At 73.3% G+C, this 22974-nt stretch carries 22 protein-coding genes; 16 read left to right on the top strand and 6 right to left on the bottom strand.

Annotated elements, in window-relative coordinates:
* Window positions 1-115: 115 nt before the first annotated feature.
* The 4 genes from ACIP4P_RS30725 to ACIP4P_RS30740 all read left to right on the top strand — a co-directional run bounded on the left by ACIP4P_RS30725 (window position 116) and on the right by ACIP4P_RS30740 (window position 3772).
* Complete coding sequence (locus tag ACIP4P_RS30725; protein WP_400924021.1) at window positions 116-1480, top strand: MFS transporter; 1365 nt, start codon at window positions 116-118, stop codon at window positions 1478-1480.
* A 114-nt stretch (window positions 1481-1594) separates the two neighbouring features.
* On the top strand, window positions 1595-2122 hold the full coding sequence (locus ACIP4P_RS30730; protein ID WP_400924023.1) for a GNAT family N-acetyltransferase: 528 nt from the start codon (window positions 1595-1597) through the stop codon (window positions 2120-2122).
* Window positions 2123-2302: 180 nt separating this feature from the next.
* Window positions 2303-2647 (top strand): DUF4229 domain-containing protein, encoded by a 345-nt coding sequence (locus tag ACIP4P_RS30735; RefSeq protein ID WP_400924025.1) that lies wholly within the window; start codon window positions 2303-2305, stop codon window positions 2645-2647.
* Window positions 2648-2665: 18 nt separating this feature from the next.
* A complete protein-coding gene (locus ACIP4P_RS30740) occupies window positions 2666-3772 on the top strand; it encodes a LacI family DNA-binding transcriptional regulator (protein WP_400924027.1) in 1107 nt (368 codons plus the stop codon).
* A 135-nt stretch (window positions 3773-3907) separates the two neighbouring features.
* Here the strand turns inward: ACIP4P_RS30740 and ACIP4P_RS30745 are convergent, their stop codons facing one another.
* Entirely contained in the window at window positions 3908-5116 is a 1209-nt protein-coding gene (locus ACIP4P_RS30745) for an MFS transporter (protein WP_400924029.1), read from the bottom strand.
* A 450-nt stretch (window positions 5117-5566) separates the two neighbouring features.
* Here ACIP4P_RS30745 and ACIP4P_RS30750 point away from each other — a divergent pair, with 450 nt between their 5' ends.
* Window positions 5567-6889, top strand: coding sequence for a dicarboxylate/amino acid:cation symporter (locus ACIP4P_RS30750; protein ID WP_400924031.1), 1323 nt, complete (start codon window positions 5567-5569; stop codon window positions 6887-6889).
* Window positions 6890-7151: 262 nt separating this feature from the next.
* Here the strand turns inward: ACIP4P_RS30750 and ACIP4P_RS30755 are convergent, their stop codons facing one another.
* Entirely contained in the window at window positions 7152-7355 is a 204-nt protein-coding gene (locus ACIP4P_RS30755) for a cold-shock protein (RefSeq protein WP_030287184.1), read from the bottom strand.
* A 396-nt stretch (window positions 7356-7751) separates the two neighbouring features.
* On the opposite strand from ACIP4P_RS30755, the gene ACIP4P_RS30760 reads away from it, so the two are divergent.
* The 7 genes from ACIP4P_RS30760 (at window position 7752) to ACIP4P_RS30790 (ending at window position 15751) form a co-directional block, all read left to right on the top strand.
* Complete coding sequence (locus ACIP4P_RS30760; RefSeq protein ID WP_350517872.1) at window positions 7752-8672, top strand: menaquinone biosynthesis protein; 921 nt, start codon at window positions 7752-7754, stop codon at window positions 8670-8672.
* Between the two features lie 219 nt (window positions 8673-8891).
* The gene (locus ACIP4P_RS30765) at window positions 8892-10574 is read left to right on the top strand and encodes a serine/threonine-protein kinase (RefSeq protein WP_400924034.1); all 1683 of its coding nucleotides are present in this window, start codon (window positions 8892-8894) and stop codon (window positions 10572-10574) included.
* Window positions 10575-10702: 128 nt separating this feature from the next.
* A complete protein-coding gene (gene mqnC, locus ACIP4P_RS30770; RefSeq protein ID WP_400924036.1) occupies window positions 10703-11923 on the top strand; it encodes a cyclic dehypoxanthinyl futalosine synthase in 1221 nt (406 codons plus the stop codon).
* A gap of 33 nt (window positions 11924-11956) precedes the next feature.
* Window positions 11957-12592 (top strand): imidazolonepropionase-like domain-containing protein, encoded by a 636-nt coding sequence (locus ACIP4P_RS30775; RefSeq protein WP_400924039.1) that lies wholly within the window; start codon window positions 11957-11959, stop codon window positions 12590-12592.
* Between the two features lie 262 nt (window positions 12593-12854).
* Window positions 12855-13442 carry a hypothetical protein gene (locus tag ACIP4P_RS30780; RefSeq protein WP_350517876.1) on the top strand — a complete coding sequence of 196 codons (588 nt, stop codon included), beginning with the start codon at window positions 12855-12857 and terminating at the stop codon, window positions 13440-13442.
* Between the two features lie 122 nt (window positions 13443-13564).
* Complete coding sequence (locus tag ACIP4P_RS30785) at window positions 13565-14260, top strand: demethylmenaquinone methyltransferase (RefSeq protein WP_350518850.1); 696 nt, start codon at window positions 13565-13567, stop codon at window positions 14258-14260.
* 201 nt (window positions 14261-14461) lie between these two features.
* Window positions 14462-15751: a geranylgeranyl reductase family protein gene (locus ACIP4P_RS30790; protein WP_350518851.1), complete on the top strand. Its 1290-nt coding sequence runs from the start codon at window positions 14462-14464 to the stop codon at window positions 15749-15751.
* A gap of 90 nt (window positions 15752-15841) precedes the next feature.
* Here the strand turns inward: ACIP4P_RS30790 and ACIP4P_RS30795 are convergent, their stop codons facing one another.
* From ACIP4P_RS30795 to ACIP4P_RS30805, 3 genes are all read right to left on the bottom strand, one after another.
* Entirely contained in the window at window positions 15842-16252 is a 411-nt protein-coding gene (locus ACIP4P_RS30795; RefSeq protein ID WP_400924042.1) for a MazG-like family protein, read from the bottom strand.
* 138 nt (window positions 16253-16390) lie between these two features.
* The gene (locus ACIP4P_RS30800) at window positions 16391-17101 is read right to left on the bottom strand and encodes a peptidylprolyl isomerase (RefSeq protein ID WP_400924044.1); all 711 of its coding nucleotides are present in this window, start codon (window positions 17099-17101) and stop codon (window positions 16391-16393) included.
* Between the two features lie 153 nt (window positions 17102-17254).
* Window positions 17255-17911 carry a TetR/AcrR family transcriptional regulator gene (locus ACIP4P_RS30805; RefSeq protein WP_400924046.1) on the bottom strand — a complete coding sequence of 219 codons (657 nt, stop codon included), beginning with the start codon at window positions 17909-17911 and terminating at the stop codon, window positions 17255-17257.
* Window positions 17912-18004: 93 nt separating this feature from the next.
* On the opposite strand from ACIP4P_RS30805, the gene ACIP4P_RS30810 reads away from it, so the two are divergent.
* The gene (locus tag ACIP4P_RS30810; RefSeq protein ID WP_400924048.1) at window positions 18005-18670 is read left to right on the top strand and encodes a CatB-related O-acetyltransferase; all 666 of its coding nucleotides are present in this window, start codon (window positions 18005-18007) and stop codon (window positions 18668-18670) included.
* Window positions 18671-18846: 176 nt separating this feature from the next.
* A complete protein-coding gene (locus ACIP4P_RS30815) occupies window positions 18847-19884 on the top strand; it encodes a DMT family transporter (protein ID WP_400924050.1) in 1038 nt (345 codons plus the stop codon).
* A 13-nt stretch (window positions 19885-19897) separates the two neighbouring features.
* Here ACIP4P_RS30815 and ACIP4P_RS30820 read toward each other — a convergent pair whose 3' ends face one another.
* A complete protein-coding gene (locus tag ACIP4P_RS30820; protein WP_400924052.1) occupies window positions 19898-20473 on the bottom strand; it encodes a hypothetical protein in 576 nt (191 codons plus the stop codon).
* A 194-nt stretch (window positions 20474-20667) separates the two neighbouring features.
* On the opposite strand from ACIP4P_RS30820, the gene ACIP4P_RS30825 reads away from it, so the two are divergent.
* Window positions 20668-21789 (top strand): sensor histidine kinase, encoded by a 1122-nt coding sequence (locus ACIP4P_RS30825; protein ID WP_400924054.1) that lies wholly within the window; start codon window positions 20668-20670, stop codon window positions 21787-21789.
* The gene (locus tag ACIP4P_RS30830; RefSeq protein ID WP_400924056.1) at window positions 21786-22481 is read left to right on the top strand and encodes a response regulator; all 696 of its coding nucleotides are present in this window, start codon (window positions 21786-21788) and stop codon (window positions 22479-22481) included. The genes ACIP4P_RS30825 and ACIP4P_RS30830 overlap by 4 nt, the downstream gene beginning before the upstream one ends.
* Window positions 22482-22974 lie beyond the last annotated feature (493 nt).

A 22974-nucleotide genomic window follows, 5' to 3' on the forward strand; every position in this document is an offset into this window, starting at 1 on the left:
CAGCCCCTTTGCGTGCGGGTCCGGGTCAGGGTACGCCGGAAGGTGGCCCGATCCTTGCGAAAACTGTCATTCAGGCCACTCGTCCGGGCGCGGCGGGCTCGGGAGACTCGTCCACGTGACCGAACGCCGTGTCCTCGCCGCCTCCACGCCCCCCGACGCCCCGATACCCGACGCCTCGACGCCCGACACCCCGATACCCGCCGCCTCGACGCCCGGCCGGCGCCCCCGGGTGCACTACGCCTGGGTGGTGGCCGCCGTCGCCCTGCTCGTCCTGCTCGGCTCGGCCGGCTTCCGCTCCACGCCCAGCCTGATGATGGACGCCCTGCACAACGAGTTCGGCTGGTCGCTAGGGACGATCGCCGGCGCCACCTCCGTCAACCTCACCCTCTACGGCCTCACCGCCCCCTTCGCCGCCGCCCTGATGGACCGTTTCGGCGTGCGCCTGGTGGTGGTCTGCGCCCTGCTGACCATCTCGGTCGGCGCCGGCCTCACCATGCTGATGCGCCAGCCCTGGCAACTGATCCTCTGCTGGGGCGTGCTGGTCGGCCTCGGCAGCGGCTCGATGGCCGGCGCCTTCGCCACCACCATCACCGGCCGCTGGTTCCAGGCCCGCCAGGGGCTGGTCACCGGGGTGCTCACCGCCGCCGGGGCGGCGGGCAACCTGGTCTTCCTGCCGGTCGGCGCCTGGCTGGTCGAGCAGCACGGCTGGCGCTCGGCCGTGGTCGTGGTCTCGCTCGCCGCCAGCGCCGTCGCCGTACCGGTCCTGCTGCTGATGCGCGAGCGTCCCGCCGACGTCGGCCTGCTTCCGTACGGCGCCACCGAGGCCCCGCCCGCGCCGGTGCGGGACACCCGCGCCCTGGCCCGCACCCTGCGGGTGCTGCGCGACGCCGCCCGCACCCGGCCGTTCTGGCTGCTGGCCGGCTCCTTCGCGATCTGCGGCGCCACCACCGCCGGCCTGGTCGGCACCCACTTCATCCCGGCCGCGCACGACCACGGCATGCCCGTCACCACCGCCGCGAGCCTGCTCGCCCTGATCGGCCTGTTCGACGTGCTCGGCACCGTGTTCAGCGGCTGGCTCACCGACCGGGTCGACTCCCGGCTGCTGCTCACCGTCTACTACGGGCTGCGCGGCCTGTCCCTGCTCCTGCTGCCGCAGCTGCTGGCCGGCTCGCTGCAGCCGCCGATCCTCGCCTTCGTGGTCTTCTACGGCCTCGACTGGGTGGCCACCGTGCCGCCGACCGTCGCCCTGTGCCGCCGGCACTTCGGCGAGGACGCCCCGATCGTCTTCGGCTGGGTGCTCGCCGCCCACCAGATCGGCGCGGCCGTGGTAGCCGGACTGGCCGGCCTGGCCCGCGACGCGCTCGGAAACTACGACCTCACCTGGTACGGCGCCGGCGCGCTGTGCGTGGTCGCGGTCGGGCTCTGCCTGGCGCTGCGCGGCGGACGGCCCGCGGACCGGGTGGTGCCGGCGCTGTCCTGAGGGGGTGTCGCGGCGGGGTCGGGGGGCCTCGCGGCGGGGTCGGAGGGGGCGGCCGGGCGGCGGCGGGCGCCCGGCCCGGCGGGGGTGTCGCAGCGGAGGTCTAGGCTCCGGTTCATGGCGCTCACCTTCACCCTGGACCCCAAGCCCGACCCCGACCTGCGCACCGCCGTGGTGCGGCTGTGGGCGGACGTGACCAACGCCGGCGGCGCGGTCGGCTTCGTGGCCCCGGTCACCGAGGACCAGGTCTGGGACACCGCCGACCGCCAGTTCGCCGGGCTCGCCCCGGACGGCCCCGACCGGCTGCTGGTCGCGCACGAGAGCGCGACCGGCCGGCTGGTCGGGGTGCTGTTCTTCGCGTCGATGCGGTTCGAGCTGATGGAGCACTGGCGGATGCTCAGGCGGGTCATGGTGCACCCCGACTTCCAGGGCCGCGGCTACGGCGCCGAACTGCTCGCCGAGGCCGAGCGGGTCGCCCGTGACTGGGGTCTGGAGTCGCTGCGGCTCACCGCGCGCGGCGGGCTGGGCCTGGAACGCTTCTACGAGCGCTGCGGCTGGCGCGAGGTCGGCCGGGTGCCGGCCGCGATCCGGGTCGCCCCCGGGGACGACCGGGACGACATCACCATGTGGCTCGACCTGCGCTGACCCCTCCGCGGGCGCTCGGCCGGACCTCCGTCGGACTTCCGCCGCACCTCCGCCGCACCTCGCGTCGGCCTCGTGTCGGCCTCGTGCGGTGGGGGACGGAGCCCCCTGCCCCGGGCCGGGTGTCAGGCATGCTTGACTGGAAGGCCCCGTCCCCGGCCCGATCCAGAAGGATGTGTCCCAGTGAGCAGCAACGGCCCGCAGAAGTCGCACGCCACGCTCCGCTACACCTCCATGCGGGCCAGCATCTTCCTCGGCTGCCTGCTGGTGGCCCTGCTGCTCGGGCACTTCGGGATCATCCCGGTGAGCGGCGAGGCCGGGGTGATCTTCCTGTTCCTGCTGGCCGCGATCGTCTCCGCGCCGCTCAGCTACGTGCTGCTGAGCAAGCAGCGCGACGAGATGTCCTCGCAGATCTCCACCAAGGTCGCCGGGATGCGCAGCCGCACCGCCGAGCGGATCGCCACGCAGAACGCCGAGGAGGACGCGGTGGACGACGCCGCCCGCGCGGCCGCCTCCGGGCAGCACTGACCCCGGGCGCAGCCCACCGTGCCCGCTGACCAGCAGCTGAGCGCCGAGGACTCCCCGCCGGTCGGGGCCGAGCAGCCCGTCGGGGCCGAGCACCCGGGCGGAGCCGAGCGCCCCGCCGGGACCTGGCCGGCCCCCGTGCGCCGGCCCACCGGGCGGGACGTGGCCCGGCTGGCCGGGGTCTCCCAGGCCACCGTCTCCCTGGTCTTCTCCGGCGCCGAGGCCGGCCGCCGGGTCTCCGACGCGACCCGCGACCGGGTCCGCGAGGCCGCCCGTAGCCTCGGCTACCGCCCGCAGGCGGCAGGCCGGCAGCTGCGGCTGGGCCGCAGCGGGATGATCATGCTGGCCGTCCCCAACCTCCAGGGCCCGTTCTTCGGCCGGGTGCTGGAGGGCGTCCACCACGAGGCCGGCCGACACGGGCTGGCGGTCGTGGTCAGCTCCGGCTGGGGCAGCGGGACCCTCGCCGAGGCCGCCACCGGGGGCCGCTTCGACGGCCTGCTGATCTGCTCCCCGGACGACAGCCAACTCGGCGAACTGCCGCCGGACACCCCCGCGGTCTTCCTGGACGCCGACCCCGGCACCGACCACGCCCGCCCGACCGTCGAGCTCGACGTGGCCGGCGGGATGCGGGCGGCCGTCGAGCACCTGGCCGCCCTCGGCCACCGCCGGATCGGGCACCTGCGCTCCACCCACGCCGCGTACACCTTCCGGGTCCGGCAGGCTGCCTTCGAGCAGGCCGTCCGCGAACTCGGCCTGGACGTCGTGGAGTTGGGAGTGAGCCTGAACGAGGGGTACGCGGCCGCGCGGAGCGTGGCGGCGGAGCTGCTGGAGCGGGCGGACCGTCCGCGTGCGGTGGTCTGCGACGACGACGTGGTCGCCTCCGGGGTCTACCAGGCCGCCGCCGAGCGGGGGTTGCGGGTGCCGGACGACCTGTCGGTGGTCGGCATGGACAACGTCGCGGTCGCCGGGCTGCTCGCCCCGCCGCTGACCACCGTCGACCTGCCGGGGGAGGAGCTGGGCCGGGTCGGCGCGGCCGCGCTCGCCGGACTGCTGCGCGGTGAGCCGGTGGCGCCGGTCGCGCCGTTGGCCACCTCGCTGGTGCAGCGCTCCTCGACCGCCCGGGCGTGACGGCGCCGGACCGCGACATCGCAGGACCGAGGCATCGCCGGACTGCGACGTAGCCGGACTGCGCCGGCGCCGGGAGAAGGACTGCGCCCGCCGGGCCAGACCCCCGGCGGGCGCAGTCGTCTGTGGGGTGGGCGCTCAGCCCACCGGGACGGGTTCGGCGAGCGGGGCGACCGGTGCGCCGTGGAACCAGCGTCGGGCGCCGAACAGCACCAGTCCGCCGAGCGCGATGCCGCCCGCCGCGCACACCGCCACCGGGCGCAGTGAGCCCTCGGCGAGGTGGCCGGAGACGGCGTAGCCGAGCGAGTTGCCGGTGGCGAACAGGGTGACCAGCCAGGCGAAGGCCTCGGTGACCGTCCCGGCCGGGGCCAGCTCGGCGACCAGCACGAAGGCCGCCGCCAGCAGCGGGGCCAGCACGATGCCGGACAGGAAGGCCAGCGCGGCCATCGGGTACGGGCCGGGCAGCGTGACCAGCGGCAGGTAGGAGGCGGCCATCGCGAGGGCCATCATCCAGGTGCGGGTCGCGGTGCTCCGCCGCCACCGGACCATGCCGTAGGCGAGCGCGCCGAGCAGTCCGCCGAGCGCGGCCAGCGCCAGCAGGGTGCCCCCGCCGCCGGGCAGGTCTCCGGCGTGCTGCTCGGCGTAGGCGATGAACAGCACGTTCTGTGCGCCGACCGCCCAGCCGGCCCCGGCCAGTCCGATCAGCAGCAGCACCAGTCCGGGGGAGCGCAGCGGGCCGAGCAGTCCGGCGGACTGCTCGCGGGCGGGGGCCCGCCAGGCCCGGGCGGGCGCCGCGGTGGCCACCACCAGGGCCCCGGCCAGGCCGAGTCCGGCGGCCACCCAGAGCGCGGCGACCGGGCTGAACAGGCCGGCGATCCCGGCGACGGCCAGCGGTCCGGCCACGTAGAGGATCTGCTGGGAGGCGGAGTCGAAGGCGTACGCGGTGTCGAGCTGCTCCTCCTCGACCACGTCCGGCCAGAGCGAGCGCAGGCAGGGCTCCAGCGGCGGCATCGCGAGGCCGGCGACGGCGGCGCCGAGCGGCGCGGCGACCGAGGAGCCGGGGGCGAGGGCGAGCAGCGTGTACCCGCCGCCGGCCACGACGGCGGAGGCGAGCAGGACGCGGGGCTGGCCGGTGCGGTCGACGATCCGTCCGAGCACCGGTCCGCCGACGGCGGCGGCGATCGCGTAGGCGGCGGTGGCCAGGCCGATCCGGCTGTACGGGACGCCGGCCTCGCGCAGGGCGAGGGCGATCACCAGGGCGGTCATACCGGCGGGCAGGCGGCCGAGCAGGGTGCCGAGCAGGAGTCGGGTGACGTGCGGGGCGCGGAGCAGGGCGAGGTAGCCCATCGGTGGTCTTCTCCGGTCAGGGCAGGGGAGGGCGGGGGTGCCGTTCAAAGTTATACGTATAACCGGCAGTCGGTCAATCTGACCGGAGGGCGGAGCTGATGGTGCGTCAGCCTCGTTCGTGTCCGGATCTCACCCCAAGTCGGCCTTGGAGTGAGGCCTGATCTCAAACAAGTACTTTGAACATCTCAAACCTTTACTGCTAACGTGTCGACCGTGACCACCTCAGACGCACTGCCGACGTACGGCCCGGGCCCGCTGCCCGTCGCCGCCCGCCGGGGTGCCCTGACCGGTGCTGTGGACAGCCCGCGCCGTTGTCGCGCCATGAGCTGTATCGCGGCGGCACGCCCCTGAGACGGGCCCCGGCCTTCCCCGTCCGGCCCGCGCCGTGCCGCCCACCCCCCCGCCTCGCCCCCCACCGTCAGCAACGCCCTCCCCCGGAGTCGCACCCCCATGTCCACAGCGCCCGAGGCGACCTCGTCGCCGTCCGTGCTCACCCGCATCCGCAAGACGCCGTTCTGGGTGCAGATCGTCGCCGGCCTCGTGTTCGGCGTCGGCCTCGGCTACCTGGCCCGCGCCGCCGACATCTCCTGGCTGGCCACCACCCTGGAGACCATCGGCAAGATCTTCGTCCAGCTGCTCAAGCTGGCCGTGCCCCCGCTGGTCTTCACCGCGATCGTGGTGAGCGTCGCCAACCTGCGCAACGTCACCAACGCGGCCCGCCTGGCCACCCGCACGCTGCTCTGGTTCATGATCACCTCGCTGATCGCGGTCGGCATCGGCCTCGGCCTCGGCCTGCTGACCAACCCCGGCCAGGGCACCAACCTCAAGACCGAGGGCCTCAAGGCGCTCGACTCCAAGGGCAGCTGGATCGACTTCCTGACCGGGATCTTCCCGACCAACATCGTCGACGCCTTCGTCAAGGTGAACGTGCTGCAGATCGTCTTCATGGCGGTCGTGGTCGGCGCCGCGATCATCAAGCTCGGCGCCAAGGCCGAGCCGGTCCTCAAGATCAGCGAGTCCGTGCTGGAGCTGACCCAGACCGCCCTGTGGTGGGTCATCCGGCTCTCCCCGCTCGGCACCCTCGGCCTGATCGGCAAGTCCGTCGCCAAGTACGGCTGGGACCTGCTCAAGCCCTTCGCCACGTTGACCCTCGACATCTACGTCGGCTGCGCGCTGGTGCTGTTCGTCGTCTACTCGCTGGTGCTGCGCTTCGCCGCGGGCCTCAACCCGGTGCACTTCTTCAAGGGCGCCTGGCCCGCCATCCAGCTGGCCTTCGTCTCCCGCTCCTCGGTCGGCACCCTGCCGGTCACCCGTCGGGTCACCGAGCGCCTCGGCGTCCCGAGCGAGTACGCCTCGTTCTCGGTGCCGTTCGCCGCCACCACCAAGATGGACGGCTGCGCCTCGATCTACCCGGCGGTCGCCGCGATCTTCGTCGCCCAGGTCTACAACATCGAGCTGGGCATCAAGGACTACATCCTGATCGCCTTCGTCTCGGTCGTCGGCTCGGCCGCCACCGCGGGCCTCACCGGCGCGATCATCATGCTGACGCTGACCCTGTCCACCCTGGGCCTGCCGCTGGAGGGCGTCGGCCTGCTGCTGGCCATCGACCCGATCCTGGACATGATGCGGACCGCCACCAACGTCGCCGGCCAGGTCGCCGTGCCGGTCGTGGTCGCCGCGCGGGAACGGATCCTGGACCTGAACGCGTACAACAACCCGTCGGGGGACCTGTACGAGGAGGACGCGCCGAAGGTCGCCGTCGCGGCGGCGTAGCGTTGAAGTAATGGAGAAAGGGCTCTTCCCCGGACGGGGGAGAGCCCTTTCGGTGTTGCCCGGTGCTGCGGCTCTGCGGGTGTCGCCCGGCATTGCTGCTCTGAGGTGTCGCCCGGCGGTCTGTTCCGCGCGGAAAAGGCAGGGGGCCCGCCGCGATGGGCAGGCCCCCTTGGGTGCTGCGCTCTTGTGCTCACGGTGACGGCTGTCGGGAGCCGTCGTCGGACCCGAAGGGGTCCCGAGCGATCAGAACATCAGAGGATGGTCAGACAGCGGTGACGTTCTCCGCCTGCGGGCCCTTCGGGCCCTGGGTGACGTCGAAGGTGACCGCCTGGTTCTCCTCCAGCGAACGGAAGCCGTTCGCGTTGATGGCGGAGTAGTGGACGAAGACGTCGGGGCCGCCGCCCTCCTGGGCGATGAAGCCGAAGCCCTTCTCAGCGTTGAACCACTTGACGGTTCCCTGAGCCATGCCGTTCTCCTTGCGATGCGTGTCGGGGGCCACACCGTGTGGTCCCCGGTCCGCTGCGCTGATCGCCCTGCCTCCGGACGAGTCCGAAGTTTTTCGATATTGCTGAAAAACTACAAAAAGCCTGCGGTTACATGCTCCGCAGGCTTCAAGTACTGCAAGGGGAATCAAACTGCAACTGAGGGCAACGCTAGCATGCGGCCGCTGTGACGACCAGGGGTCACTTGCACGCCGGACGGCGCGTGTCGTGGGCCCGGAAGCGGGCGCACGAAGGGGTGTTGAGGCCCCCGGCGCGCGGGCCGAGCCAGCCCCGCGCGCGTGTCGGGTGGCCGGTGCGAGCCGCCGTGAGCAGCGGGCATACGCTGCGGGGAAGCGCACGAACAGCAAGGGAGCGGCGCAGTGGCAGCACCGGACGTACGAACGCGGGAGCCCGAACCCGAGGAGAACACCCCGGTCAGGCCCAGGGTCGGCCATATTCAGTTCCTGAACTGCGTCCCCCTCTACTGGGGCCTCGCCAGGACCGGCAACCTGCTCGACCTCGACCTCACCAAGGACACCCCCGAGAAGCTGAGCGACCAGCTCGTCGGCGGCTCCCTCGACATCGGGCCGATCACCTGCGTGGAGTACCTGCGCAACGCCGACGACCTGCTGGTCCTGCCGGACATCGCGGTCGGCAGCGACGGCCCGGTGATGTCCTGCCTGATCGTCAGCAAGGTGCCGCTCGGCGACCTCGACGGCCGCCGGGTCGCCCTCGGCTCCACCAGCCGCACCTCGGTCCGGCTCGCCCGGCTCCTCCTGGAGGAGCGCGAAGGCGTGCGCCCCGACTACTTCAGCTGCCCGCCGGACCTCAGCGCGATGCTCGCCGAGGCCGACGCCGCCGTCCTGATCGGGGACCCGGCCCTGCGCGCCTACCTGGGCCAGGCCGCCGACCTCGGGCTGACCGTGCACGACCTCGGCGAGATGTGGAAGGAGTGGACCGGCCTGCCGTTCGTCTTCGCGGTCTGGGCCGTGCGCCGCGAGTTCGCCGAGCGCCGCCCCGAGCTCACCGCGGCCGTCCACCGGGCCTTCCTGGAGTCCCGCGACCTGTCGCTGGTCGAGGCCGCCAAGGTCGCCGAGCAGGCCGCCCGCTGGGAGGCCTTCGGGGCGGACGTGCTGGAGCGCTACTTCAGCGAGGCCCTGGACTTCTCGCTCGGCGGGCGGCAGCTGGCGGGCGTCGCCGAGTTCGCGCGCCGGGTCGCGCACGACAGCGGCTTCGAGCCGGACGTCGCGGTGCGGCTGCTGGAGCCGGTGGCGCTGCCGGTCGCGGAGCAGCAGCTGTAGGGGCGGGACCCGGGGCGGGGAGCCGGGGCGGGGACCCGGGACAGGGGACCAAGGGAAGGGGACAGGGGCGGGGCCGGGCGGTGGGTCGGTCCGGCCCGGTACGGTCTGCTCCCGAGGCGCGTCCGGCGGGCACAGCGCGGGGCGCGGTTCGGGAGCGGCGTACGCGGCCGGGCACCCGCCCGGGGCCGCGCGTGCGCGTGCGAGGGGAGCGTGCGGGGCATGCGGGCACTGGGAACGGACGATCCGCGACGGGTGGGCGGCTACCGGCTGCTGCGGCGGCTCGGCTCGGGCGGGATGGGCCGGGTCTACCTCGGCCGGACGGCCGGCGGGCGCACCGTCGCCGTCAAGGTGGTGCGGACCGAACTCGCGGACGACTCCGAGTTCCGCGCCCGGTTCCGCCAGGAGGTCGCCGCCGCCCGCCGGGTCGGCGGCACCTGGACCGCGCCCGTCCTGGACGCCGACACCGAGGGCGAGCAGCCCTGGGTCGCCACCGGCTACGTCGCGGGCCCCGCGCTCTCCACCGCCGTCCAGGCGCACGGCCCGCTGCCCGAGGCCGCCGTCCGTGCCCTCGGCGTCGGACTCGCCGGGGCGCTCACCCACGTGCACGGACTCGGCCTGGTGCACCGCGACGTCAAGCCCTCCAACGTGCTGCTCACGCTCGACGGCCCGCGGTTGATCGACTTCGGGATCGCCCGGGCCCTGGACGCGACCAGCGGGTTCACCCGTTCGGGGTATGTGGTGGGGTCGCCGGGCTTCATGTCGCCCGAACAGGCGAACGGGCAGACGGCGGGCCCCGCCGGGGACGTCTTCTCGCTCGGCGCCGTCCTGGCCTTCGCCGCCACCGGCGTCCACCCCTTCGGCGAAGGGGTCAGCGCGGCCGTCCTGCTCTACCGGGTGCTGCACGAGGAACCGGACGTCACCGGACTGCCCGAACCGCTGCGGGTGATCGTCCTCCACTGCCTCGCCAAGGACCCCGCCGCCCGGCCCACCCCGCAGCAGCTGGCCGGCTGGCTGGACCCGGACGGTGCCGCCGCCGACCGGCTCGCCCGGGGCGACTGGCTGCCACCGGCGCTGGCGGCCGGGGTCGGGCGCAGTGCGGTGGAATTGCTGGACCTGGAGGGGGAGCTGCGGGAGGGGGAGGTACCGGGGAGTGCGACGGCGCGGGACCAGGCCGTTCGGGACCGGGCTGGGAGCGGGGAGGCGGTGCGGGAGGGAGAGGGCGACGGGGGCGGCCTGCCGCCGGGAACGGGGGAGCACTCGGAGCTCGCCGGGCGGCGCCGACGGCGGCGGGCCCGGACGGCGGCGGCGGTGGTGCTGGGGGTCGCGGTGCTCGGCGGCGGCGGGTACGGGCTGTACGCGATGACCCACCGGCCGGGTCCGGTGGTGTCGGCGCCCTCAGCGGGGCCGGTGCCGCCCCTGTCCGCCTCGCCGTCCGCTTCGCCGTCCTCGTCGACGGTTTCGTCGACTGCTTCGGTCTCGCCGTCCGGGACGTCCGGCGCGTCCGCGGCGCCCGTCGCGGGCGGGCCGGACGTAGTGCCGGCGGCGTTCCTGGGCACCTGGACCGGCGACATGGTCACCGACAAGGGCCTGCCCGGCGGCACCACCACGCTCACCGTCCGGCAGGCGGCGATCGGCCAGGAGACCACCAGCAGCCGGAACGCCGCCACCGGGCTGATCTCGATCAGCTGCGAGGGCGCCTGGACGCTCAAGTCGGTCTCCGACACCACGCTGGTGTTCCAGTCCCGGCTGGTGCACTCCTCGATCCCCGGCGCCTGCACCAGCGGCTCCAACGCGGAGACCCTCACCCTGCAGTCCGACGGGACGATCCGCTTCAGCTCCGCCGACCCGGCGGCCGGGAACCCGGTCGGCACGATGCGCAAGGCGGGCGCCACGCCCCGGTGAGGGCGCGCGGACGAGGCCGTCCGACCGGTCGGGGCGCAGTTCAGCGGGCTGACGCGGGCGCCCGAAAGGCCTGGCGTAGGCTGGTTCGGCCGTACCCGAGTAGCACTTGAGAGAGAGAAGGCCGCCAGGTGACCGAGCTCGCAGCGACCACCCTCGATGCGTCCAGCACCGACCTGCAGGCCGTGCTCGACCGGGCCGCCGCCGGCGGCCGGATCACCCCGGAGGAAGCGCTGGAGCTCTACCGCTCCGCGCCGCTGCACGCGCTCGGCTCCGCCGCCGACGCCGTGCGCCGCCGCCGCTACGCGGGTACCGAGCACATCGCGACGTACATCATCGAGCGCAACATCAACTACACCAACGTGTGCGTCACGGCGTGCAAGTTCTGCGCCTTCTACGTGCCGCCGAAGAGCGACAAGGGCTGGTCCCGCGAGCTCGACGAGATCCTGCGCCGCTGCGCCGAGACGGTCGAACTGGGCGGCACCCAGATCATGTTCCAGGGCGGCCACCACCCCGACTACGGCGTGGAGTACTACGAGCGCGCGTTCTCGGCCATCAAGGCCGACTTCCCGCAGCTGGTGATCCACTCGCTCGGCGCCTCCGAGGTCGAGCACATGTCCCGGATCTCGGGCGTCTCCATCGAGGAGGCCATCACCCGGATCCACAAGGCGGGCCTGGACTCCTTCGCCGGCGCCGGCGCCGAACTGCTCCCCGAGCGGCCGCGCAAGGCGATCGCCCCGCTCAAGGAGTCCGGCGAGCGCTGGCTGGAGATCATGGAGGCCGCGCACGGCCTCGGCGTGGAGTCCACCTCCACCATGCTGATGGGCACCGGCGAGACCAATGCCGAGCGGATCGAGCACCTGCGGATGATCCGTGACGTGCAGGACCGCACCGGCGGCTTCCGCGCCTTCATCCCGTACACCTACCAGCCGCAGAACAACCACCTCAAGGGCTCGACCCAGGCCACCGTCTTCGAGTACCTGCGGCTGATCGCGATCTCCCGGCTGTTCCTCGACAACGTCGCCCACATCCAGGGCTCCTGGCTCACCACCGGCAAGGAGGCGGGCCAGCTGTCGCTGCACTACGGTGCGGACGACCTCGGCTCCGTGATGCTGGAGGAGAACGTCGTCTCGGCGGCCGGTGCCAAGCACCGCTCCAACCTGACCGAGCTGATCCACCTCATCCGTGCCGCCGACCGCGTCCCGGCGCAGCGCTCGACCACGTACGAGCACCTGCGGGTGCTGGACGACCCGGCGAACGACCCGGTCGACCCGCGGGTCGCCTCGCACATCGCCTCCTCGGCGATCGAGGGTGGCACGGCGCACCCCGAACTGAAGATCCTGGACAACTGAGTTGTCCTCGGTGTCCTCGGTGTTGTCGTCACCGTGCTGACGCTGCACCGGGCGGCGTTGCTGCTGCCCGACCCGGCCGATCCCACCGCCCCGTCCCTGGTCGACGGGGCGGTGGTGGTGCGGGGCGAACTGGTCGAGGCCGTCGGTCCGTACGAGGAGCTGGCGGCGGCGCACCCCGCGGCGCGGGTGCGGGACTGGGGCCCGGCCGTGCTCACCCCCGGGCTGTGCAACCCGTGCGGGCAGCGGCTGTTGGAGCGGGACTACCACCCCGACCCGCGGGAGGAGATCGGCGTCGAGCCGGTCGTGGACGGGCTGGTGGGCTGCACCGACGAGACCCGGTACGGGGCGAGCGCGCGGCGAGGGCTGCAGCGGATGCTCGGGTTCGGGGTGACGGCGGTGGCCGGGCCGTTCGAACGGGCTTCGGTGCGGACGGCGGTGGGTCGGTCGGGGCCGGTGGCGCTGCCCGGGCCGGTGGCGCTGCCCGGGCCGGCAGTGTTGGACCCGTTGACGGTGCTGCCGTTGGCGCGGGCCGTGCACGGGCGGGTGGCAGTCGGTGGGCGGGCGGATTTCGCGGTGTTCCCGGCGTCCCCGGCGTCCCCGGTTTCTCCGGCGGCCGGTGGGTGCCTGGCGACCGTGCTGGGCGGGCGGTTGGTGTACCGGCGGCGCTGAGGCCCGCCGGGGGGCGTGCGAACGGTCCGATGTGACGTACTCGTCAGTAGTCGGATTGCCTTGTGGTGCACGGGACTTCCTTCGTGTGCACCCGAACTGCCGTGCCCGTTGCGGGGAGTGATTGCCGCTTCGCCGTGACCTGAGGGCCCGCCAGCGGATACGATCCCGGACAGCTCACTCCGTACCCTCACCACACCATCATCCGTGCCCGCGGGTGGCGGGGCCGTGTCCCAGGCCCCGGAGGCAAGCCAGGACAGGAACCATGCGAACCGCGACCGTTCCCCCGCCGCGATCACCGCGGTTGGGCCGTGGTTGGTACCTCGCCGCCGTGCTCAGCGCCGTGCTGGCCGTCGGGATGTGCCTGCTGGGTTGGCGCCAGGCCGACCAGGCCGACCGGATCGAGGCCCACCCGGTGAGAGTCGAGGGCGTCGTCACCCAGCTGCCCACCGGCGGCGGCACGTACAGCGCCGTCAGCTACAAGGTCAGCGGCCAGCCGCACACCGCCGCCGCGCTGCCGCTCGCCGACGGCGCCAGGGTCGGCGACGCGGTCTGCCTGGAGCACGCGGCCGACGACGCCGGCGCGGTGCGGATCTGCGGCGACACCTACCCGCAGCCCGTCGGCGTGGGGCTGGCCCGGTTCAGCGTGCCGGTCGCCGTGGTGCTGTTCGTCATCTGCATGCTGCGGATCCTGCGCCACCGGCGGGCCGTCGCGGTCCGCAGCGGGAAGGGGCGGCTCGCCGCCAACCTCGCGCTGGCGACCGGGGCGCTGGCCGAGGGGATGCCCGCGATAACCCAGGGCAAGCGCTCGCGGCGCCGGCGGCGCGCGGGCGGGCGGCGGGGGGCGCACTAGCGCGGGGCCGCCGGGCCGGGGTGCCTGTCGGGGGTGTCGCCGACGCCGCCGTGGACGTCCCGGTCGGCCTCCTGGTGAGCCCCGTTGGCCGGGGCACCCGTCGCAGGGTGAACAATGGGGGCGTGACCCGAGCCTCCCTGGACAAGCAGCCGCATGAAGTCGCCGCCATGTTCGACGACGTCGCGGCCAAGTACGACCTCACCAACGACGTGCTCTCCCTCGGCCAGGCCCGCGCCTGGCGCCGGGCGGTGGCCGAGGCGGTGGCCGCCGGACCCGGGGACCTCGTGCTCGACCTCGGGGCCGGCACCGGTACCTCCTCGCTGCCCTTCGCCGAGGCCGGGGCCAAGGTCGTCCCGTGCGACTTCTCGGTCGGCATGCTCACCGAGGGCAAGCGCCGCCACCCCGAACTGCCGCTCACCGCGGGCGACGCCACCCGGCTGCCGTTCGCGGACGATACCTTCGACTCGGTGACGATCTCCTTCGCGCTGCGCAACGTCCAGGAGACCGAGGCGGCCCTGCGCGAGATGCACCGGGTCACCAAGCCCGGCGGCAAGCTGGTCATCTGTGAGTTCTCCACGCCGACCTGGACGCCGTTCCGGACCGTCTACACCGAGTACCTGATGCGCGCGCTGCCGCCGGTCGCCACCGCGGTCAGCAGCAACCCGGACGCGTACGTCTACCTCGCCGAGTCCATCCGGGCCTGGCCGGACCAGGCCGGGCTGGCCTCCCGGATGCAGGAGAACGGCTGGTCGAAGGTCGCCTGGCGGAACCTGACCGGCGGGATCGTCGCGCTGCACCGCGGGTACAAGCAGGCCTGACGGGGCGGTGGCGCCGAGGCGGGACGCGGGCGGGAGCCCGGGCCGGTGGCGTCGAGGCGGGGGACCCTGGGGCGGGGGAGCGGGCTCCGGCGGCTCCGGCGGCTCGGGTGGTGTGAGCGGAACTAGACTGCCGGAGACAAAAGCCGCCATCCCCCGCCGCAGCTCCAGGAGTGTGTCCACGTGTCCGAGACCGCAGCCGATCTGACGAAGCCGGACAGCACGGTCGAGAGCACCGCCGACGTCATCGTGGTCGGCGCGGGCCCGGCCGGCGCCACCACCGCGTACTACCTCGCCCAGGCCGGGCTGGACGTGCTGCTGCTGGAGAAGACCGCCTTCCCGCGCGAGAAGGTCTGCGGCGACGGCCTGACCCCGCGCGCCACCAAGCAACTGGTGGACATGGGCATCGACGTCTCCACCGAGAACGGCTGGCTGCACAACAAGGGCCTGCGCATCATCGGCGGAGGCGTCCGGCTGGAACTGGACTGGCCCGAGCTGGCCTCCTTCCCGGACTACGGCCTGGTCCGCAAGCGCGCCGACTTCGACGAACTCCTGGCCCGCCAGGCCGAGAAGGCCGGCGCCCGGCTCTACGAGCGCTGCAACGTCAGCGGCCCGGTCCTGGACGAGCGCACCGGCCGGATCGTCGGCGTCACCGCCAAGCTCGGCGAGGAGAAGCGGCCGGTCACCTTCCGGGCCCCGCTGGTCGTCGCCGCCGACGGCAACTCCACCCGGCTCTCCCTCGCCATGGGCCTGCACCGCCGGGAGGACCGCCCGATGGGCGTCGCCTACCGCACCTACTTCAACTCCCCGCGCCACGACGACGACTACCTGGAGTCCTGGCTGGAGCTGTGGGACACCCGCGGCGGCCAGCGCAAGCTGCTGCCCGGCTACGGCTGGGTCTTCGGCATGGGCGACGGCACCTCCAACGTCGGCCTCGGCATCCTCAACTCCTCGCCCGCGTTCGGTGAACTCGACTGGCGCGAGGTGCTCAAGGCCTGGTGCGCCAGCATGCCGGAGGAGTGGGGCTACACCCCCGACAACATGACCGAGCCGATCCGCGGCGCCGCGCTGCCGATGGCCTTCAACCGGCAGCCGCACTACACCCGCGGCCTGCTGCTCGTCGGCGACGCCGGCGGCATGGTCAACCCGTTCAACGGCGAGGGCATCGCCTACGCGATGGAATCCGGCCAGATCGCCGCCGGGGTCATCGTGCAGGCCCACGCCCGGGTCACCGAGGGCGGCCGCGAACGCGCCCTGCAGGCCTACCCGCGCATCCTCAAGGACGTGTACGGCGGCTACTACACCCTCGGCCGGGCCTTCGTGAAGCTCATCGGCAACCCCAAGGTGATGCAGCTGGCCGCCCAGCACGGCCTGCCCCGGCCGCTGCTGATGCGCTTCACCCTCAAGCTGCTCGCCAACCTCACCGACCCGGCGGGCGGCGACGCGATGGACCGCCTGATCAACGGGCTGGCGAAGGTCGCGCCCAACGCCTGACGGTGGTGCGGGCGGTGGGCGGTGCCCGCTGGTGTCCGGTGTCGGGTGGGGCCGCCGGGCGTCGGATGACGAGTCCGGCGCCGCGGTGACTCAGCGCGCCTCCGGTGCCGCCACCGTCTGTTCGGTCCCCTCCGCTTCCGGCGTGTCGTTCGCGTCCTTCGCCGCCTCCCGTCCCGTCGTGTCGCGGGAGGCGGCGGAGCGCTGCTCGACGTAGGCGAGGCGCTCGGCGAACACCCGGGCCGCGTCGGGGGTGAGCGTCCGCAGGGCGACGAGGGCGCTGAAGACGACGTCGCAGAGCTCGTACTGAACGTCCTCCCAGGTGTGGGTGACGCCCTTGCGCGGGTTCTGCCCGGTCGCGCCGATCACGGCCGCGCCGACCTCACCGACCTCCTCGGAGAGCTTGAGGAGCCGCAGCAGCCGTTCCTCCTGCGGCGACTGCGTGCTGTGCTCGTCCAGCCAAGCGACCAGGTGGTCGACGCTCTCCCAGATCCGGCTGTCCATGCGGTGCTGCTCCCCTGCGGTGACGTTGGTGCTGCCACCGTACGGGAGCGGTGGTGGGGGTGAGGCCGGGCCGGTTCGCCCGGCCCTCCGCCGCTTGGACGGCCGCTTGGTCGGCTGATTGGTCGCTCGGCCGACGGGTCAGTGCTTGCTGATCTTCACGTGGCGGATGTTCACGGGGACGTTGGGGTAGCCGTCGCCCGGGCCGTTCTGGTCGTCCTCACCGGCGGCGGCGATCTTCTGCAGGACGTCCAGGCCCGCCGTGACCCGGCCGAACGGGGTGTAGGCGGGGGACAACTTGGTGTCCTTCCAGACGATGAAGAACTGGCTGCCGTTGGTGTTCGGACCGGCGTTGGCCATGGCCACGGTGCCGGCCGGGTAGGTGGCTCCGGTCAGGTTCTCGTCCGGGAAGGAGTAGCCCGGACCGCCGCTGCCCGTCCCGGTCGGGTCCCCGCACTGCAGGACGTAGATCCCCTGGGTGGTGAGGCGGTGGCAGTGGCTGCGGTCGAAGTAGTCGTGCTCGGCGAGGAAACGGAACGAGAAGGTGGTGCAGGGCGCCTTGTCGGTCAGGGCCTCGAAGGTGATCGCCCCTTGGTTGGTGCGCAGGGTGGCGTGATACGGGCGGGCGGCCTTCGCGGCGTCGAAGACCGGGATGCCCTTGAAGTTGTCGGCCGGGACGGCGGGTGTGTAGGTGCAGGCCGCGCTCGGGGCGGGGGTGGTGCCGGAGGGGGCTGCGACGGCGGTGCCGGTGCCGGCCGCGAGCGGGAGGACGGTGGCGGCGGCGACCAGCGCCCAGAGCTTGCGCTTCACGTGACGGGCCTTCCGTGGGGTGGTGGACGGCGTGCTTGTCATGCGGGCATCATCCACGGCCCGGCGGGTCTCCGGTAGGGGGCGGGACGGCTGGGGCTCCTTCGGTCGGTTGGCGGTGATGGGCGGTCATGTTGCCTGTGGGGTCGATGAGTTCGATCACCCGTCGATCTTTGCGGTGGTGCTCGGCAGGTGCTCCTACGGGATGGGCGCCTCCCTTGCGAACAGTCCGGCGCGGGCCGCCAGGGCGGCGGCGTCGGCGGCCCGCTCGGCGGTGCGGGCGTCCAGTGGCTCGCCGGTGACGAACAGCCGGTAGTAGAGCGGCGCGGTGGCGGCCCTGACCACCTCGGTGCCGTCCGTTCCGGCCGGCAACTCACCTCGGGCGACGGCCCGTTCGGCGACATCGGCGGCCTGACGGTGTCGGGTCGCGAAGAACTCGCGCAGGGCGGTCGCGCCGAGGTCGGAGCGCTGGGCGGCGGAGATCAACGCGGTGGGCGTGGGGCCCTGTTCGGGGTCGGTGAACACGGTGAACACCTCCTGGGTGATCCGGCGGAGGTCCTCCTGGAGGTCTCCGGTGTCGGGCAGGGGCCAGGGCTGGTCGGCCGAGGCGGTCAGTGCGTCCGCGACCAGGCCGTCCACCCCGCCCCATCGCCGGTAGAGGGTCGCCTTGTGGACCCCGGAGCGCGCTGCGACCGCCTCGGCGGTGAGCCCGTCGTAGCCCTTCTCCGTGACCTCGGCGAGCGTGGCGGCGACCACGTCCGCGCGAACCCGGGCACTGCGGCCGCCCGGGCGCGGGGTCGGCGGGCGGGGGGTCGGTGTGAGCGGGTGCTGATCGAGGTGGGGCGCAGTGCTCAAAGTCGACTCCAGTCGCGTTAGTGCTTGCCGTGAATTGGCGGGCATGCCATGCTCATCGTAATGCGACGCGAGTCGCATTACGAGAGGAGCCTTGTGACCACCCCTGCCATCCCAGACCCGACCGCTCTCCACCCGCTCGCCGGACACGACCGGGTGGTCCTGCTGCGCCCCCTCGTCACCGACCCGAGGATCGAGGTCGGCGAGTACACCTACTTCGACGACCCCGACGGAGCCACCCGCTTCGAGGAGCGCAACGTCCTCTACGCGTACGGCCCCGAACGGCTGGTGATCGGCAGGTACTGCGCGATCGCCACCGGCACCCGCTTCCTGATGGCCGGGGCCTCCCACCCGACCATCGGCGTCTCCACCTTCCCCTTCACGATGTTCGGCGGCAGCTGGACCGAGCAGACCCTCGACATCGTCACGGCGCTGCCCAGCCGGGGCGACACCGTGGTCGGCAACGACGTCTGGTTCGGCTTCGGCGCCACCGTCCTGCCGGGGGTCCGGATCGGAGACGGAGCGATCATCGCGGCCGGTGCGGTGGTCACCGCCGACGTCGCGCCCTACACGATCGTCGGCGGCAACCCCGCCCGCCCGATCCGGCGCCGCTTCGACGACACCGACATCGAACGCCTGCTCCGCGCCGCGTGGTGGGACTGGCCGGTCGAACTCGTCACCGAGCACGTCCGAACCATCATGTCCGGCACCCCAGCGGACATCGAGGCCATCGCCGAGACGAACGGCGCGCTCGCCTCCTGACCCGCCGGCATCCGGAACGGGCATTGATCACCGGCGGGCCGGTGCGCAAGGATGGCGCCCCCTTGTTCCATCCCTCGCCCCTTCCACCGCTGAGCCACACGCCCAGCTCCCGGGTCCGTCCGACGCCGTACGGTCCTCGCACCCGCCGGTTCCGTTCGTTCGGAGGGATCCTCCTCATGCGTGCCTCCCTGTCCTCGTCCTCATCGGTCCTTCGTGATCTACCGGTCCTGCTCGTGGCAGTGGTGTGGGGTTCGAGCTTCCTCGCCGTCCAACGGGTGGCCGAGCCGGGGACGGTGGTGGCGATGCTCGTGCTGCGCTTCGGGCTGGTCCTGCCGCTGCTCGGACTCGCCGCCCGGCGGGCCCTGCGGAAGCTGAGCCGCACCGAGTGGCTCGGTGGCGCCGCACTGGGCCTGGTCCTCAGCGGGATCTTCCTGCTGGAGACCTACGGCGCCGTGCACACCTCCGCCACCAACGCCGGGCTGATCATCAGCCTCGCCATGGTGCTCACCCCGCTCGGCGAGAGCGCCCTCGGCCGTACCGCACCACCGCGCACCTTCCTCGCGGCCGCCGCACTGGCCGTCCTCGGCGTCGCCCTGCTCACCGGCGACGGAGGGCTGCGCCCACCCGCGCTGGGCGACCTGCTGGTCCTGGGCGCCGCCCTGGTCCGCTCGGCATACGTCCTGGCCATGGCCCGCAGCCGGGCCGTCCGCAACACCGACATGCTCGCCGTCACCTGGGTCCAACTGGCCGTCGCGACCGCCGTGTTCTCGGTCGTCGCCCTCGCCGTCGGGCCCATGCCGTGGACCGTCGCACTCTCGTACGGAGCCGGCCAGTGGGCCTGGCTGCTGCACCTGTCCTTGTTCTGCACCCTGTTCGCCTTCTTCGTCCAGATGTGGGCCGTCCGGGCCACCTCGCCGTCCCGGGTCAGCCTGCTGCTCGGCACCGAACCGCTGTGGGCCGCAGTCTTCGGCATCACCATCGCCGGGAACCGGATGGGCCCGCCCGCCCTGCTCGGGGGTGCCCTGGTGCTGGTCGCGACCGAGTGGGGCCGCCGGACCGCCCCCGCACCTACTCCTGCCCCTGCACCCGCTCCCGCCCCCACCCTCGCTCCCGCACCGCACCCGATCGAGGCCGAAGCCGCGGGCGAGGCCGCAGGTGACCTCGCGGGAGGAGTCGGCAACGCGGGGCCGAGCCCCCAGCCCGCCCGGGCCTGACCCACCGCCGTGCTCATCGGACCCACAGGGTTCGACGGGCGTAGTCGAGGGCGACCGCGCCGAGCAGCGGCCCCCATATGACCAGGGGCAGATAGGCGAGGGTCATCACCAGGCCGCCGAGGCCGTGCGGCGAATCCGGCTCGGCCAAGTTCCTGGCCCAACCGCCGAACAGGGCGAGCAGCCCCACTCTGGTCAGGACGAGCGAGCCCAGAAGGGCCGGAACGACGGCCAACAGCGGACGCACCCTCCGGCCGCCGATCAGCGGGATCCAGCGCGGCACCACCTGGCCCCAGGGTCGGACCAGGCCGACGGTCAGGAAGGCCAGGCCCTCGGCCAGCGCGCTCAGCAGCACGCAGTAGACCGTGCCCCACCCCGGTTGGTGCGCGGCGAAGTCGGAGTAGGTCGCACCGGTGAAGCCGACCGGGACTCCGAAGCCGAACGCGATCCGCCACAGCCCCGAGGAGACCGTGCTCAACGCGGCGGCCCTGGCCGCCAGTTCGGCCCAGCGCGGTGCCGGCGGGACGACGCGGGCCGTGCCCGCCGGCGCCGTACGGTCGGCCGCCCGGGCCTTGATCACGAGCTTCGACATGGCGGTGAACTCCTCCCCGGCTCGGCCCCGGTGGCCGATCCGATGGCTCAAGACTGGCGCTCCCGGGGCGTCGGCGGCAGATGCCGATCGGCCTGTTCTCCCAGGTCAACACCCCTGGGAAATATGCCGATCGGCACAGGCCTCCCCCCTTCGCCGACCCCTAATGTGGTCGCCGTGGAAGGAAGGTGGTGACGATGAGCCAGATGCTCTCGGTGGTCGTCCCGGTCGTGCTGCTGATCGGGTGGGCGACCCGATCGCGCTACGGGCTGGCGTTGGTCACGGGCGTGTCCGGAGCCGTCTCCGCGGCGGTCACGGTGGGCGTCTGGCTCGCCGGCCGGTGGTCCGACGCGGACCGCTGGCCGGGTGTGGTCGGCCTGTTCGAGTTGGCGGGCCTGTTGCTGCTGGTGGTGCTCACCCTGAGGGCCGAGGACGGGCGGGCGTGCGCGGCAGCGGTCTGGACGGTGGGCGGCGCGGTCTCGCTCTGGGTGTCCCGCTTCGCCTTCGCGAGCGGCCCCGAGTCCGTCCTCACCCTCTTCGGCTTCGGCGCGTCCTTCTCCCTGCCGGCCGTCCTGATCGGGCTCTACCTGCGCGGGCTCGACGAGGGCCGCCGCGGCGCCGTGGCCGAGGCCCGGCGGGCCCAACGGCTCGAACTGGCCCACGACCTCCACGACTTCGTGGCGCACGACGTCAGCGGGATGGTCGCCCAGGCCCAGGCCGGTGCCTACCTGGCCGCGGTCGACCCGGTCCGGGCGGTGGCCATGTTCGAGCGGATAGAGCAGGCCGGGCAGCGGGCCCTGGCATCGCTGGACCGGACGGTCCAGCTACTGCGCACGGAGGAGGGGACCGGGCGCAGCCCACAGCCGGGGATCGCGGAACTCACGGAGGTGACCGAGCGGTTCACCGCCTCGGGCGGCCCGGGGGTACTCCTCGAACTGCCGGACCAGCCGGTGCCGCGGGAGGTGTCGGGGACGGTCCACCGGATCGTCGTCGAGGCACTGACCAACGTCCGAAGGCACGCCCGGGGCGCCCGTCGGATCGAGGTCCGGGCGCGCTGTGTCGGCGACTGGTTGGAGCTGACCGTGATGAACGACGGCTCGGCGCCCGATCCGGCCGACCAGCCCCGTCGAGGTGGCGGCAGCGGACTGCCGGGGCTGGCGGCTCGGGTGGAGGCGTTGGGCGGCACCTTCGAGGCAGGGGCGAACGAGCAGGCGGCCTGGTGCGTGACAGTGAGGCTGCCGTTGGCAGGGCGGGAGCAACCGGAGCGGCCGGTGCCCCCGACGAGGACTGGTACGGGTGTGAGGGAGCGGAGCAGATGAGCAGAAGCACGGGGTCGATCCGGATCCTGGTCGCCGACGACCAGGTCGATGTCCGCAGCGCGTTCCGGATGATCCTGGACGTACAGCCGGACATGACGGTGGTGGCCGAGGCAGCGGACGGTGCCGCGGCGGTGGCGGAGGCGAAGAGGCTGCGGCCGGACGTGGTGCTGGCGGACATCCGGATGCCGAAGCTCGACGGGTTGGAGGTCACGCGGCAGTTGGCGGGCCAGTGCAAGGTGATCGTGGTGACCACCTTCGATCTGGACGAGTACGTGCACACGGCTCTGCGGCACGGCGCGGCGGGCTTCCTGCTGAAGCGCTCGGGGCCGGTGCTGCTGATCGAGGCGATCCGGGCGGCGATGGCCGGGGACGCGTTGATCAGCCCGCAGATCACCGTCCGGCTGCTGCGGCACATGGCGCTGTCGGACGCCGCTCCGGTGCCCGGGGCCGCGGTCGGGGCAGGCGTACCGGGCCCGTTGATAGCCGGCCCGGTGGAGGAACTGACCGAGAGGGAAAGGGAGATCGCTGAGCTGGTGGCCGACGGAGCGACCAATGCCGAGGTCGGCGCCGGGCTCTTCATCTCACCGGGAACGGTGAAGAACCACCTCGCCAACATCCAGCGCAAGCTCGGCGCCCGTAACCGGGTGGGCGTCGCGGCCTGGGTGTGGGAACGGGCAGCTGCCAACCGGTAGGCGGCCCCTGGCCCGTAAGGCGAGAGGTATCGGCGGAGGAGCCCCGCACAAGGGCGTAGCCCGAGGACGAGAGCGAAAGGGAGGCTGGGGCGGAGGTGGTGGCGGGCCCGGGACTGTGAGGGCCGCATCGGGAAGTTAAGCCTGCCCACAACGGGAGGCGGCGCCGCGACCGCGGCGGAGGAGGAAGGCAAGCGCCGAGAGCCGGCGGAGGAGGAGGGCAGGGACGAGGGCAGGCCCCCAGGGGCCCACAGGCCGCCGGGGCTGCGAGCGCGCAGCAGCCCCGCGCTGGGACCGGCCGGCCCAGCGCAGGTGACACCGGCGGCAGGTGGGCAACCCTGGCGCGGGCGGCGTTGCGGCGGGCGGCGTTGCGGCGTTGCGGCGGGCGGCGGGCGGCGGGCGGCGGGCGGCGGGCGGCGGGCGGCGGGCGGGTGGGGGGGTGGGGGGGTGGGGGGTGGGGGGAGGGGGAGGGGGAGGGGAACCCCCACGAGAACTT

The organism is Kitasatospora sp. NPDC089509 (genome assembly GCF_044749365.1).
In the GTDB taxonomy this organism is placed as follows: domain Bacteria; phylum Actinomycetota; class Actinomycetes; order Streptomycetales; family Streptomycetaceae; genus Kitasatospora.

What these genes read in the sequence shown, in the direction of transcription:
- ACIP4P_RS30815 (WP_400924050.1), top strand. Translation starts at nt 18,847, where the DNA reads ATGCGTGCCTCCCTGTCCTCGTCCTCATCGGTCCTTCGTGATCTACCG.
- ACIP4P_RS30780 (WP_350517876.1), top strand. Translation starts at nt 12,855, where the DNA reads ATGCGAACCGCGACCGTTCCCCCGCCGCGATCACCGCGGTTGGGCCGT.
- ACIP4P_RS30800 (WP_400924044.1), bottom strand. Translation starts at nt 17,101, where the DNA reads ATGACAAGCACGCCGTCCACCACCCCACGGAAGGCCCGTCACGTGAAG.
- ACIP4P_RS30795 (WP_400924042.1), bottom strand. Translation starts at nt 16,252, where the DNA reads ATGGACAGCCGGATCTGGGAGAGCGTCGACCACCTGGTCGCTTGGCTG.
- ACIP4P_RS30755 (WP_030287184.1), bottom strand. Translation starts at nt 7,355, where the DNA reads ATGGCTCAGGGAACCGTCAAGTGGTTCAACGCTGAGAAGGGCTTCGGC.
- ACIP4P_RS30830 (WP_400924056.1), top strand. Translation starts at nt 21,786, where the DNA reads ATGAGCAGAAGCACGGGGTCGATCCGGATCCTGGTCGCCGACGACCAG.
- ACIP4P_RS30820 (WP_400924052.1), bottom strand. Translation starts at nt 20,473, where the DNA reads ATGTCGAAGCTCGTGATCAAGGCCCGGGCGGCCGACCGTACGGCGCCG.
- ACIP4P_RS30750 (WP_400924031.1), top strand. Translation starts at nt 5,567, where the DNA reads ATGTCCACAGCGCCCGAGGCGACCTCGTCGCCGTCCGTGCTCACCCGC.
- ACIP4P_RS30745 (WP_400924029.1), bottom strand. Translation starts at nt 5,116, where the DNA reads ATGGGCTACCTCGCCCTGCTCCGCGCCCCGCACGTCACCCGACTCCTG.
- ACIP4P_RS30765 (WP_400924034.1), top strand. Translation starts at nt 8,892, where the DNA reads ATGCGGGCACTGGGAACGGACGATCCGCGACGGGTGGGCGGCTACCGG.
- ACIP4P_RS30825 (WP_400924054.1), top strand. Translation starts at nt 20,668, where the DNA reads ATGAGCCAGATGCTCTCGGTGGTCGTCCCGGTCGTGCTGCTGATCGGG.
- ACIP4P_RS30730 (WP_400924023.1), top strand. Translation starts at nt 1,595, where the DNA reads ATGGCGCTCACCTTCACCCTGGACCCCAAGCCCGACCCCGACCTGCGC.